Source organism: Sphingomonas nostoxanthinifaciens (genome assembly GCF_019930585.1).
Lineage (GTDB): Bacteria > Pseudomonadota > Alphaproteobacteria > Sphingomonadales > Sphingomonadaceae > Sphingomonas_I > Sphingomonas_I nostoxanthinifaciens.
In genome coordinates this window covers 2,741,053-2,754,261 of the sequence record NZ_CP082839.1, presented here as the reverse complement: position 1 = coordinate 2,754,261, position 13,209 = coordinate 2,741,053, and the positions used below count along the sequence as shown (strand labels likewise).

The 13,209-nt window shown below is 68.7% G+C and carries 8 protein-coding genes; 3 read left to right on the top strand and 5 right to left on the bottom strand.

The window, feature by feature from the left end:
- Positions 1-10: 10 nt before the first annotated feature.
- From K8P63_RS12920 to K8P63_RS12910, 3 genes are read right to left on the bottom strand one after another with little or no spacing between them, the layout of a single operon-like run.
- Positions 11-3,400, bottom strand: coding sequence for a glycosyl hydrolase 2 galactose-binding domain-containing protein (locus K8P63_RS12920; protein WP_223796436.1), 3,390 nt, complete (start codon positions 3,398-3,400; stop codon positions 11-13).
- A gap of 14 nt (positions 3,401-3,414) precedes the next feature.
- The gene (locus K8P63_RS12915) at positions 3,415-5,433 is read right to left on the bottom strand and encodes a glycoside hydrolase family 97 protein (protein WP_223796435.1); all 2,019 of its coding nucleotides are present in this window, start codon (positions 5,431-5,433) and stop codon (positions 3,415-3,417) included.
- A 58-nt stretch (positions 5,434-5,491) separates the two neighbouring features.
- Entirely contained in the window at positions 5,492-6,085 is a 594-nt protein-coding gene (locus tag K8P63_RS12910) for a gamma carbonic anhydrase family protein (RefSeq protein ID WP_398287575.1), read from the bottom strand.
- 131 nt (positions 6,086-6,216) lie between these two features.
- On the opposite strand from K8P63_RS12910, the gene K8P63_RS12905 reads away from it, so the two are divergent.
- Positions 6,217-7,380 carry a CaiB/BaiF CoA transferase family protein gene (locus tag K8P63_RS12905; protein WP_223796434.1) on the top strand — a complete coding sequence of 388 codons (1,164 nt, stop codon included), beginning with the start codon at positions 6,217-6,219 and terminating at the stop codon, positions 7,378-7,380.
- A gap of 6 nt (positions 7,381-7,386) precedes the next feature.
- Here the strand turns inward: K8P63_RS12905 and K8P63_RS12900 are convergent, their stop codons facing one another.
- Complete coding sequence (locus tag K8P63_RS12900) at positions 7,387-9,579, bottom strand: outer membrane protein assembly factor BamB family protein (protein WP_223796433.1); 2,193 nt, start codon at positions 9,577-9,579, stop codon at positions 7,387-7,389.
- A gap of 135 nt (positions 9,580-9,714) precedes the next feature.
- Here K8P63_RS12900 and K8P63_RS12895 point away from each other — a divergent pair, with 135 nt between their 5' ends.
- A complete protein-coding gene (locus K8P63_RS12895) occupies positions 9,715-11,082 on the top strand; it encodes an amidohydrolase family protein (protein ID WP_223796432.1) in 1,368 nt (455 codons plus the stop codon).
- Between the two features lie 2 nt (positions 11,083-11,084).
- Positions 11,085-12,380, top strand: a complete 1,296-nt coding sequence (locus K8P63_RS12890; RefSeq protein ID WP_223796431.1) for an MFS transporter — start codon at positions 11,085-11,087, stop codon at positions 12,378-12,380.
- Positions 12,381-12,400: 20 nt separating this feature from the next.
- Here K8P63_RS12890 and K8P63_RS12885 read toward each other — a convergent pair whose 3' ends face one another.
- Positions 12,401-13,159, bottom strand: coding sequence for a GntR family transcriptional regulator (locus K8P63_RS12885; RefSeq protein WP_223796430.1), 759 nt, complete (start codon positions 13,157-13,159; stop codon positions 12,401-12,403).
- Positions 13,160-13,209 lie beyond the last annotated feature (50 nt).

Genomic DNA, 13,209 nt, shown 5'->3' with positions numbered 1-13,209 from the left:
ATCGGCCCGGTCAATGTGTCGCGATCGTCGTCGGCGCGACGTTGAAGCCGCGCACGCGGACGACCGGCGCCGCGCCCGCCAGCGTCATCGCCGCGCGGATCGTCACGCGGCGCCGCTCGCCCGGCAGCAGCGAGACGTAATTGTCGCTGAAAAAAGCAGGCAGCACCTGCTTGCCGGCGGCATCGAACAGGCCGAGCTTGGTGGTGATCGCAGCGGTCTTGCCCGGATTGGCGAGATCGACCGTCACCACGCTGTCGGCGCCGTCCGCTGCGAGGGCCGCTTGGCCGGTCAGCATCACCTGCGGCATCGCCGTCAGCGCGCGCAGCGCCTCCGGATCGCGCGCCTGCCAGTAGAAATTGTCCGACAGCATCGCATGGCTCGCGTCGGTCGCGGTGAGCCGCACCAGCACCGGTCCGTTCGCCATCAGCGGCTCCAGATCGAGCGTGAAGGCCGGCGCGACCGCGCCCGCGGCCGGCGACAGCGCGGCGCTCTTCTCCGCCAGCACGCGCCCGTCCAGCCCCTCGACCCGTGCCGTCACCGTCACGCGGGCGAGCGGCGTCTGGCCGTTATTGACGAGGATCACCTTGTGATCGGGCAGGTTCATCTGGACGTGGACCTGCTCCGACGCCTTCTTGACGCCGTAGAAGGCGCCGTGCGTGTCATAGTCGGACGAGAAGATCTGCCACGCCGACGAGGGCCATGCCGGCTGCGTCATCCACAGCATGCGGCCGCTATTGGTGGTCCACAGGCCGGCATTCATCCCCTCGAAGATCGCGCGATAGCTCTCATATTCCAGCAATTGCGCCTTGCGCTCGAAATCGGGCAGGCTGGTCGCCGGGCCGAATTCGCGTGCCATCGCGTCGGTGAAGCTGGCGACCGCGCCATTGCCGGTCTGGTGCCAGTCGTGATGTGCCCATGTATCGCTAATCGGCCATTGCTCGGATGGCGGGATTACGCGCTGCCACGCCTCCAGTGTGGGAAAGGACGGCGTGCCGACCTCGACCGCGAAGCCGTTGGAATATTCGGTGAAGTATTTCTCGGGCGAGCGCCAATTATAGGGGCCGCTGTCGTGCAGGCTGATGCGGTTGGACGACGACATGTAGAGGCGCGTGCCGTCCTCATGCTCGATCAGGTCGGCAAGGCCTTCGTTGACGATCGGCTGCGGCACGCCCTCGTTGCGGCCGAACCAGACGATGATCGACGGATGATTGCGGAAACGCTTCACCACTTCGCGCGCATTGGCGAGGAACAAGGGCACGTCCTGCGCCTCGATATTGTAATCCTGCGTCGATTCCCAGAAATCGTTCAGCACCATCATGCCGTATTCGTCGGCGAGCGCGAAGAAATTCTCCTCGGTATCCTGGCCGATCCAGTTGCGGATGATGTTGACGTGGGCGTCGCGGTGCAGCGCGAAATCGGGCTCCAGCCGCGCGCGACCGACGCGCTTCATGAAGTCGTCCATGCCGATGCTGCCGCCGCGCGCGGCGATGCGCACGCCGTTGACGCGCAGCACGAGGAACGGCGACAGCCCGGCATCGCCCTTGATCGGGGTGACGGCGGGCGAGGTCTCGGCGCCCGGCATGAACGAATAGGCCCAGCCGCCCGGCACCTGCCGGATCGCTTCGTGCCGCACATCGACGATCGGCGTGCCGAGCTGGCGCGCCTTGGGCAGGTCGACCGCGACGCGTTCGAGCGCGCCGTCATGATCCAGCAGCGACAATTCATAGGTCACCTGCCGCATGCCGAAGCGGATCGCCTTGCTGTCCGACACGCGGCCGTCGACCGCCGCCGACAGGTGCAGATCGTGCAGCGCCGGCGCGCCATAGCCGTTCGGCCACCACAATTTCGGGTTGTGTACGCGCAGCGCCGGATCGGTGTCGGGCGAGAGGCGCACGGTCTGGCTCGCGCCCGCCGCCAGCGTGACCGTACGCGTCACCTTGACGTCGTCGAATGCGGCGGTGAGCGTCAGGCTGACCGGGTGTGCCGCCGCATTGTGGAGCGGCACGTCGATCTCGACATCGGCGAGGCTGTTGTCGGGCTTGGGCAGGGTCGTCACCACCTGCGCATCGCCGATCGTGACGGCGTCGGTCGCGCGCAACTCGACGCCCTGCCACAGGCCGGTATTGCGGTCACGGATCGTCGGGATCCAGTCCCATCCCTCGGTCGCGGCGAAGGTCGGGCCGTCGAGCATCATCTCGCCGCCATTCTCGCCTACGCCCGATGTGAGCGATTCCTCGTGCGCGAGGCCGACATGCGGCGGCGGCGACACCCTGATCGCGATCGCGTTGGTGCCCGCGCGAAGCAATGCGCCGACGTCGAACGACCCGCGCGCGAATGCGCCGACGACCTTTCCGGCCTGCTGGCCGTTGACCCACACGGTCGCGCGATAATTCACGCCCTGCAACAGCAGTTCGAGATGGCGTCCGGCCGCTTCGGGCGGCAGCGTGAATTCGGTGCGATACCAATAATCCTGGTGCGCGAGGCTTTCGGGGATCGCCAGATTGTTGAGGCCATAGGCCGGATCCGGATAGACGCCGCGATCGACCAAAGTCGTCAGCACGGTGCCGGGCACGGTCGCGGCATACCAATGGCTGGTGTCGGTGCCGGGTCGCGACAGCGTCGCGCCGTCGCCGGACACGGTCGGCGCGGCGGCCAGCCGCCAGCCGTTCAGCGCCCAGCGCGCATCGCCAAGTGCCTCGACCACCGGCGCCTGCGGCAGCGGCTGCGCGACCGGCGCGGCGGGCGGGGTGGCGCTGTGGGGGAGGGTGGCCGGATCCTGCGGGGCCACCTGACCCTGCATCTGCTTCACCTGCAGCGGCCAGTGCGGGCTGGCATCGGCGAACTGGATCAGGCTCGCATCGGGCGCGCGGCCGGCATCGGTCTTCAGCGCGGCCGGCGTCGCCGCGACGCGGTCGAGCGTCAGCCCGGCGATCCGGCCGGCGAAGCCCGGCTGGCCGGCGGCGCGCGGGCCGATCTGCAGCATCGTCTCGGTGCCGGCGGGCGCGGCCTTGGCCTGCGCCGCCTGCGCACCGTCGACATAGAGGCGCAGCATCGTGCCGTCGCTCGTCAGCGCGAGCGCGTGCCAGCCCGACGCCATGCGCCGCGATCCAGCCGTCACCACCGCCCCGTCGATCAGGACGGGCACGCCGTCGCGCAGGCCGATATAGCGACCGGCAGTGCCGTCCCCCAGCCCGGCGATGCGGACGAGGCCGGCCGCGGGGCGATCGGCCGCGACCCACAGCCGCAATGTCCACGTGCTGCCCGCGCCGCCAGCGACCGGCTTGGCCATGCCCACGCCGCCCGCGATCAGCGCGACATTATAGGGTCCGACCGCCGTCTGCGCCTGCGCCGCTCCCGCCGCCAGCGCCAGCGCAGCCGCGCCGATCCACATCGCCTTCATGTTCGTCATTCCCCTCAAGAGCCGGCCGGCGTCAGGATCAGCGCCGCCCCGCCGCCCGATGCGAGATCGAGCGACAGCGCGGTCGAGCCGACCGTCGTCGTGTCGGTGCGTACCGTGTCAGGCGCCCCGCCGTCCGTCCAGCGCGCGACCTGCCAGCGGCCCTTGCCGAGGACGTCGAGCGGCAGGTCGACATGGCGCGCAGTCTCGTCGTTCATCGCGCCGACGAACCATTGCCGCCCCTTGCGGCGCGCGACGACGATGTAGTGGCCGAACTCGCCGGCGATCGCCCTGGTCTCGTCCCAGCTGGTCGGCACGACCTTCAGGAAGTCGGCGCCGGGCGCGAGCGCGCTGTTGGCGGTCTCATACGCCGCCGGGCTGTCGGCGAGGCAGGCGAACGGGCTGGTATAGACCACGTACATCGCCAGCTGCTGCGGGCGGCTGGTCATCACCTGCGGCGCCTCATTGTGCATCCCGAACGCGGCGGGCGTGACGTTGCGGAAGCCGCCCGGCGTATAGTCCATCGGCCCGAGCAGCCCGCGCGTATAAGCGAGGCTGACATTGTGGGTCGCGGTGACGCGCGCGCTCCATTTGTTATATTCCGCGCCCATCACGCCTTCCTGCGTCATGAAGTTCGGATAGGTGCGCTCCAGCCCACGCGGCACGTAGGCGCCGTGCAGATCGACCATCAAATGGTGCGCCGCCGCCTTGGCGAGCAGGCGGTGGTAGAAGTCGACCATCGCCTGGTCCTCGCGGTCCATGAAGTCGATCTTGATGCCCTTGATCCCCAATTTCTCGTAAAGGGGGAGGGCGGCATCCATCTGCGCGTCGAGCGCCTGCCAGTTTGCCCACAGCCACAGGCCGACGCCGCGCTGGTGGGCATAAGCGACAAGACCGGGCAGATCGACGCCGGGCGCCGTCTTGGTCACGTCCGAATCCGGCCGGACGAAGCCCGCGCCGCCCGCGCCCTTGGCCCAGCCCTCGTCGATCAGCATGTAGGGCAGGCCCATCCGGCCGGCGAAATCGATGAAGGTACGGTAGGTCGCGTCGTTGTGGCCGACATTGGTCGCCCCCGGCAGGTATGGCCCCGACCACCAGTCCCACGCCGCCTTGCCCGGCTTGATCCACGTCGTGTCGGCGATCCGTGATGGGGCGGCGAGCGCATCGACGAGGTTCGATTCGACAAGCTTTTCGGCGCGGTCGGCGATCAGCACCACGCGCCACGGCGTCGCGACGCCGGCCTGGGTCATCGGCGTGTCGACCGCGATATTTTCATCCTGCGGCTGCGGGGTCAGGTTGATCTCGACGCCCAGCCCGCCCTCGCCGCGCCCGGACAGATATGCACCGGCATAATGGTCGAGATCGCTTTCGGTCAGCGCGAAGGTCGTGTCGCCGGCGCCGGTGCGGCACACCAAAGGCAGATCGTAGCGATCGTGCGCGCGGATCAGGTGCGCCGCGATCGGGTCGAACTCGCCCTCGTGGCTGTTGTGATAGGCGCCGAGATTGAGCCCGGTGCAGGCATAATCGCCGGCGAAGGCGAAGCGGGTCAGCTCGTGCATGATCCGAACCGTCGCGAGACCGGGCTGTTGCGGCAAGACGAGGCGGAACGCCACGCCGCCATCGTAGGCGCGCGCGATCAGGTCGATGCGCCGGCCCGCACCGGCCTGTTCGTGGGCGTGGACGGTCACCTCGGCATAAGGCTCGCGCACCGACGAGGTCTTGCCGTGCACCGGCGCATAGGCATCGACACCCTGGCGCCGCTCGACCCGATCGATCGTCAGGCCGTCGCGCAGGCGGCCCGCCTCGGACAGATCGGGGCGATCGGTCATCAGCGTCAGCCCGACCGGCGAGGGGGCGATGACGTCGCGCCCGTCATGCTTCACCGTGTAGACGAGCGCGCCCTGCGCATCGCGGTCGATGGCGATGATCGTATGTCGATCGGGCGAGGTCGCCACGACCGGCATTTGCGCCGCGGCGGCCTGTGCCCCGGCTGCCAGCAGGGTCGCCGCGATGACGGCCCCTTTGCGATTGCGCATTCTCGTCCTCCCTCGGTGGCGGCGGCATTTGCCGTCCGCTTTGGCGTCGTTGTTATCGTCAGCCTGTGACGGGTTGCAGTCCCGCGCCGAACCGGCGGCCATTGGCGACATAGGAGTCCGCCGAACGGCGGATGCCGGCAATCTCGTCCTCGCTCAGCGGACGACGCACCTGCGCCGGCGCGCCGACGATCAGCGATCCGGGCGGGAAGATCTTGCCCTCGGTGACGAGCGCGTTGGCGCCGACCAGCGAATTGGCGCCGATCATCGCGCCGTTGAGGATCGTCGCGCCCATCCCGATCAGGCAATCGTCGCCGATCGTCGCGCCATGCACGATCGCGCGATGGCCGATCGTGCAGCCCGCGCCGATGCGCGTCGGCACGTCCGGATCGGCGTGGACGATCGCGCCGTCCTGCACGTTGGTGCGGTCGCCAATCTCGATCAAGTCATTGTCCGCGCGCACCACCACGCCGAACCAGAAGGATGTGTCGCGCCCGGCGACGACCCGGCCGATCAGCGCAGCGCCAGGCGCGACGAAGCACGCCTTCGGATCGGCAAGCTGCGGCGCGATGCCGTCCAGCACGTAAAGCGTCATCGCCCGATCCTGCCCGTCGCGGAAATTGGTCCGGCGATACGCGTAGGAAGGCGCCGCCACGCTGTAAACCGCATCGCGGTCCGCTGCTTCATCGCTCGCCCCTCGATCCCCTCGCTGCTATTGTATGCACACTGCAAGCGATGTACGCAACACGCGACAGCCGGCGAAGACGCCGTTGGGGAGGGGAAGCCATGCAGCCATTGGCTGGATTGCGTGTGTTGGACGTGTCGCAGGTGATGGCTGGACCGTTTGCGTGCATGTTGCTGGGCGACATGGGTGCGGACGTGATCAAGGTCGAGCCGCCTGTGGTAGGCGACAGTTCGCGGCGGTCGATGGGGTTCCGGCTGAAGGGCGACGACAGTCCGGGGTTCCTCGCGCTCAACCGCAACAAGCGCTCGATCGTGCTCGATTTGAAGGATCCGGCCGACCGCGACACGTTCGACGCGCTGGCGAAGACCGCCGACATCCTCGTCGAGAATGGCCGGCCCGGCGTCGCCGACCGGCTCGGCATCGGCTATGAGCGGCTGCGCGCGCTCAACCCGCGGCTGATCTATGCGAGCATTTCGGGGTTCGGGCCGGGCGGGCCGTGGGCGGCGCGGCCGGGCTACGACCTGATCGCGCAGGCGATGTCGGGGATCATGAGCGCGGTCGGGCTGCCGGGGCACGAGCCGGTCAAGAACGGCACGCCGGTCGCCGATCTCGGCTCGGCCCTGTTCGCGGTCTACGGCATCCTCTCGGCGGTGATCGGCCGCGAGAAGACCGGCGAGGGCCAGCTCGTCACCGCGTCGTTGTTCGAGGCCGCACTCGGTCTGTCGATCTGGGAGACCGCCGAATATTGGGGCACCGGCCAGAGCCCCAAGCCGCTGGGCTCGGCCAACCGCATGTCGGCGCCCTATCAGGCGGTGGCGGCGTCCGACGGCTGGTTCGTGTTCGCCGCCGCCAACCAGAAGCTCTGGCTGGCGCTGCTCCAGGTGATGAGCCTGCCCGAACTGAACGACGATCCGCGCTTCGGCGACAACAGCGTCCGCGTCGCCAACGCCGCCGTGCTGATCGACACGCTCAGGCCCACCTTCGCCACGCGCACGGTCGAGCAATGGGTGAGCGGCCTGCTCGCCGCCGGCGTGCCCGCCGGCCCGATCCTCGATTACGCCCAGTCGCTGGCCTCCGACCACGCCGCCGCACGCCAGATGGTGCAGGACATCCCCCACCCGGTCGAAGGCAGCTTCAAGGCGCTCGGCTTCCCGGTCAAACTCTCCGCCACCCCCCAGCAACTCCGCATGCCTCCACCCCTCCTCGACCAGCATGGCGCGGAGATTAAGGCCGAGCTGGAGGCCTTTGTCAGCACCGACGGCTGAGCCGCCTCACTTGGCCGGTTCGCTCGGATAATTGCGCGCGAGATAATTGACGATCGCATCATATTGATCGTCGTGCACCTGCGCGCCGAAGCCGATCATCTTCTCGACCAACGTCGCCCATTCCTGCTTGGTGTGGCGCTGGTTGGTGACCTGCGAGGCGACATGGCAGACGGTGCAGGCCTTCTGCACCAAAGCGCGTTCGGGGCCGTCGCGGAAGTCGGTTGTCGGTGCGCCGGCGGCGGCCATGGCGGCCGGCGGGGGCACCTCGGGTGCGGCCGGCGCGGCGGCGGGCGCGACGCCGGTCGCTGCGGCTTCGGGCACGGGGGCCTCGCCTTCCTTCGGCAAGGCGAACACCACCAGCCGGCTCGCGGTCGCCGGGCTGCCGAGGAACGAGCCGCCGGCGGAGACGATCGCGACATATTGGCGTCCGCTGCGGCCGGCATAGCTGATCGGCGTGGCATGCGCCGATGCATCCAGCCGCACGGTCCACATCTCCCGGCCGGTGTGCTCGTCGAACGCGCGGAAGCGGCTGTCGTCGGTCGCGCCGATGAAGATCAGGCCGCTCGCGGTCAGCAATGGGCCCCCGACATTGGGCCGCCCGGTCCCGCGCAGCGCAAGCGGCAGGCTGTCGGTGACGCCGAGCGGCACCTGCCACGCGATCGTGCCCTTGTTGAGGTCGACGGCAGTGAGGCTCCCCCATGGCGGCTTCTGGCAAAGCAGTTTGAGCCCGCCCATGCCGAACCATGACGGACGCGGCGCGACATTGTACCAATTGCCGTGCGCATCCTTGCCCATCTGCTCGATGCTCGGCAGGTCGTTGGTGTTGACGATGTAGAGGCCGTTTTTCTGATCGAGCGCGCCGCCGCCCCAGTTCGGGCCGCCGCCGCTGCCGGGAAAGCGCACCACCGGATGATCGGCGCGCAGCGGCTCGAACGGCACCGCGAAACTGGCATGTTCGGTCGCGACACGGTTGCGGCAGAAGGCCTGCAACTCGGGCGTCAGGTCGGTGATGTCGGCCGCGGTCATCGACTGGCGGATCAAGGGCGGCGGCGAGGACGGGATCGGCTGGGTCGGCCAGGCATGTTCGCCGGGGATCGTGCTGGCCGGCATCGGCGTCTCGGTCACCGGGAAGATCGGCGTGCCGGTCACGCGATCGAGGATGAAGAGATAGCCCGCCTTGGTCATCGCGACGACCGCCGGGATCGTGCGGCCGTCGTGGCGCACGTCCATCAATGTCGGCTGGGCCGGCATGTCGAGATCCCAGACGTCGTGATGGACCGCCTGGAACTGCCACAGGAACCGGCCGGTGCGCGCGTCGAGCGCGACCAGCGCGTTCGCGTACAAATTGGCGCCGGGCCGGTCGATGCCGACGCGGTCATAGGCCGGCGCGCCGAACGGCAGATAGACGATGCCGCGCTTGCTATCGACCGTCATCGAGGTCCAGACGTTGACGCCCGAGCGGTTGCGCCAGCTGTCGCCCCCCCACGTCTCGTTGAAGCGCTCGCCGGCGTGCGGCACCGCGTGGAAGGTCCAGAGCAGGCGTCCGGTGCGCGCATCCCAGCCGCGCACGTCGCCGCTGGTGCCGAGCGCGGGCGATTCCTGCACCTTGGCGCCGGTGATGAGCACATTGTCGTAAAGGATCGGCGAGCTGTTGATCTGATAGCCGCCGTCGGCGACCCCGTTCATCACGTCGGGCGTGCGCAGCTCGATCGGCATGAACTCAGCCGGCGGGCGGCCGGTGCGCAGCTCGACCGCGAGCATCTTGCCCGATCGCGTGCCGAAGAAGATGCGCGCGCCATGGTCGCGGTCGCCGGGCCAATATTCCAGCGCGCGACCGGCGATGCGGTCGTCGTCGGGCAGCACGTAGCTCCAGCGCACCGCGCCGGTGTCGCCGTCGAGCGCGACCAGCCGACCATAAGGCGTCGCGACATAGACGATCCCGCCGATCGCGACCGGGATCATATTGCTGACCAGCAGACGGCCGCCCTTCGCATCGGACGGGCGGAAGTCGAACGACCATGCGCGCGCCAGCCGCGCGACATTGGCGGGGTTGATCTGGCGCAGCGGCGAGAATCGCGTGCCGGCGACGTCGCGGCCGAAGCTCCACCAATCACCCGCCGGCGGCGGCCCTGCCGCGGTCGGCATCGCGCCGGACAGCAGGATCGTCAGCGCCATTACCGTCTGCGCGGCCTTCCGCATCTTAAGCCTCTCCTTGGCCTTTCTTTTGGCATACAAACTGATAACACTGCATACAAGCGACCATGGTCGCAGGTGCGCCGGCCGACACGGCGAACTATGCAGGTAGCGCCGGAACGGCGGCATCGGGAGAGGTGGATGACCAGAACGATTCGAACGGCCTCGACAGGCTCGCGCCAGCTCAAGATCGCGGCGCGGCTGCTCGCGGCCGCCACGCTGGCACTGGGCGGCGGCGCGGCCCTGGCGGCGCCGATGCTCTATAGCGGCTTCACCCTGATCGACGGCAGCGGCGCCAAGCCGGTCGCCAACGCCGCGATGCTGGTCGACGGCGATCATATCAAATGGGTCGGCCCGGCGGCGCGCGCGCCGAAGACGGCGGGTGCGACCCGCGTCGACCTGACCGGCAAATATGTCATGCCCGGCCTGATCGATCTGCACATCCATATCGGCACGGTGCAGGGGCTGAAGCAGGATGAGAGCTTCTTCACGCCGGCGAGCGTCGAGAAGGATCTGCGCACCTATGCCGCATTCGGCGTGACGAGCGTGCAGTCGATGGGCACCGACAAGGACAGCGTCCTGCCGATCCGCGACGCCACCCGCTCGGGCCCGCAGAGCATGGCGCGCATCTTCACCGCCGGCCAGGGGCTCGTCTACAAGACCGGCTATGGCGGCGTGCCCGGCATCAACCATCCGGTCTCCACGCCCGCCGAGGCGGTGAAGGAGGTCGACGCGCAGGCTGACAAGGGCGTCGACTATATCAAGCTGTGGATGGACGACGAGCTCGGCGGGATGCCGAAGATGCCGTACGACATCAGCAAGGCGATCATCGAGGAGGCGCATCGCAAGGGCAAGCGCGCGCTGGCGCACGTCTTCTACCTCGCCGACGCCAAGATGCTGGTGGCGCAGGGCATTGACGGCTTCGTCCATACCGTGCGCGACAAGCCGGTCGACGCCGAGCTGATCGCCGCGATGAAGGCGAAGGGCACGTGGCAAGTCGCTGGCACGCTCAGCCGCGAGGCGGCGGTCTATGCCTTCGCCGCGGACAATCCGCGCACCAAGGATCCGTTCTTCCGCAAGGCCGCGAACCCCGAGACGATCGCCGGGCTGGAGAGCAAGGAACGCGAGCAGTCGGTCGCGACGTCGCGCATCTATCCGGCGCTGCCGCAGATCGACAAGCAGGCGATGGCGAACTTCCTGACGATCGTGCGCAGCGGCATCCCCTACGGCTTCGGCACCGATGCCGGGCCGCCGGGGCGCCTGCCGGGCTATTCGGAGCATTGGGAGCTGGAGGAGCTGGTCAAGGCCGGCCTCACCCCGCTGCAGGCGATCAACGCCGCCACCGGGCGCGCCGGCCAGTGGCTGCGCACCAACGACCGCGGCACGATCCAGCCGGGCAAGCTCGCCGACTTCGTCGTGCTGAACGCCGATCCGACCGCGAACATCCTCAACACGCGCAAGATCGCCGCCGTCTATGTCGGCGGCAATCAGGTGCCCTCGGTCAAGTGATCGTGGACGACAGCGCGCCCGCGACCCGCCAGCGGCCGACCCGCGTCCGCCACGTCGTGCTGTGGCTGACCGTGCTGGCCTATATGATCACCTATATGGATCGGGTGGTGATCTCGGTCACCGGGCCGCTGATCCAGAAGGAGTTCGGCCTGTCCAACCCGACATGGGGCTGGGTGCTCGGCATCTTCCAGTTCGGCTATGCCCTGTTCCAGATCCCCGGCGGCTGGCTGGGCGACAAGTTCGGGCCGCGCCGCGTGCTGACCGGGGTCGTGGTGTGGTGGTCGGCCTTCACCGCGCTGACCACCGCGACGTGGAGCGCGTCGTCGCTGCTGGTCTGCCGCTTCCTGTTCGGCAGCGGCGAGGCGGGGGCATTCCCCAACGCCACGCGCTCGCTCAGCCGCTGGATGCTGCCGTCCGAGCGCGGTTTTGCGCAGGGCGTGACGCATGCCGGCGCGCGGCTCGGCGCGGCGGCGACGCCGGTGCTGGTGGTATGGCTGATGCTGTCGTTCGGCTGGCGCGCGCCCTTCCTGATCTTCGCGCTGCTCGGGCTCGTCTGGGCGGCGTTGTGGTTCTGGTATTATCGCGACAGCCCGAGCGAACATGCCGGCACCAACGAAGCCGAGCGGGAAATGATCGCCGGTGCGCTGGGGCCGCAGGCGGCGGTGCGCGACCATGGCAAGGTGCCGTGGCGGCAGATATTGTCGAGCCCGCAGCTCTGGCTGATCTCGTGCATGTATTTCTGCTATGCTTATTCGATCAACATCTTCCTCACCTGGTTTCCGAAATATCTGCACGAGGTGCGCGACTTCGATCTGGCGCGGATGGGGCTGTTCGCCAGCCTGCCGCTGATGGCGGGCGTGGTGGGCGACGTTGCCGGCGGCTGGATCTCGGATCGGCTGCTCCACCGCACCGGGCGCGTCACGCTCGCGCGGCGCGCAGTGGCGGTGACCGGCTTCGTGCTGGCGGCGATCGCGATCCCCGCGGGCGTGCTGTCCGCCGCGCCGCTGGCCAGCGTCGCGTGGTTCGCGCTGGCGGTGTTCGGGCTGGAGCTGACGGTGGGCGTGTCGTGGGCGCTGACGCTGGATGTCGGCGGGGTGTTCGCCGGCTCGGTCTCGGCGGTGATGAACACGTTCGGCAATATCGGCGGCGCGCTCGCCGCCGTGATCACCGGCTACATCCTCAAATATAGCGGATGGGATGCGGCGATGTACGTGCTCGCCGCGCTGTCGGCGATCGGCGCGGTGCTGTTCCTGCGGGTCGATGCCGGGCGGCTGGTCTATCGGCCGGCGGTGGCGTGAAGGCGGCGGGGCGGCGCGGCTCAATCGGTCGCGGCGTCGTCCTGCTTGTCCAGCACCGCCTGATAGGCGCGCGAGCGCTCCTCGCGGCGCGCGCGCTTGTGCGCGTCCTTGATGCTGACCGCGCCATTGTCGAAATGGTCTTCCATCAGCTTGGTGACGGTGCGCCCGTCGCGCGCCAGCAAGGCGCGGTGGATATGCTTATGCTCCTCGAACGCGGCTTCCCAGCGCGCATGATCGAGCGTGCTGACATGGCGCGCGCGCTCGGCGCGCGGCAGCAGCAGCCGCCACGCGAGGATCAGCGCGGCATTGGCCGAGGATTCGACGATCAGTTCGTGGATCAGGCGGTTCGCCTCGAGGTAGCGCGGCCGATCCTTGGAAGCATAATAATCCTCCAGATCGTCCTGCAGTTCGGACAGAATTTCCATCTGCTCGGGCGTCATCCGCTCGCACGCCAGCCGCGCCGCGAGCGATTCGAGCGCGCCGAGAACGGTGAACACCTCCGACGCGGCCTGCTCGTCGAGGTGGCTGACCTGGACCGTGCGGTTGGGCAGCAACGTCACCAGCCCCTCCGCCGCCAGCGTGCGCAGCGCTTCGCGCACCGGCGTGCGCGACGTCCCGAACTGTTCGCTCAGCGCCACCTCGCGCAGCGGCTCGCCCGGCGCGAGTTCGCCCGCCAGGATCATGCGTCGCAGCAGGTTCGCGGTTTCCTGATGCCGGTCGCCCTTGCGCACGCCGGCCTGTTCGGTCTTGGGTCTGACGACGCCGATCGCTCTGGCCATCGCCCGAATCTAGCCGCTGTGCGCGCCGGGGGCAACGTCGGCGGATGATG

Bases quoted from the DNA above. Each gene is read 5' to 3' on its own strand.
- K8P63_RS12920 (WP_223796436.1), bottom strand. From the start codon at position 3,400: ATGAAGGCGATGTGGATCGGCGCGGCTGCGCTGGCGCTGGCGGCGGGA.
- K8P63_RS12915 (WP_223796435.1), bottom strand. From the start codon at position 5,433: ATGCGCAATCGCAAAGGGGCCGTCATCGCGGCGACCCTGCTGGCAGCC.
- K8P63_RS12905 (WP_223796434.1), top strand. From the start codon at position 6,217: ATGCAGCCATTGGCTGGATTGCGTGTGTTGGACGTGTCGCAGGTGATG.
- K8P63_RS12900 (WP_223796433.1), bottom strand. From the start codon at position 9,579: ATGCGGAAGGCCGCGCAGACGGTAATGGCGCTGACGATCCTGCTGTCC.
- K8P63_RS12895 (WP_223796432.1), top strand. From the start codon at position 9,715: ATGACCAGAACGATTCGAACGGCCTCGACAGGCTCGCGCCAGCTCAAG.
- K8P63_RS12885 (WP_223796430.1), bottom strand. From the start codon at position 13,159: ATGGCCAGAGCGATCGGCGTCGTCAGACCCAAGACCGAACAGGCCGGC.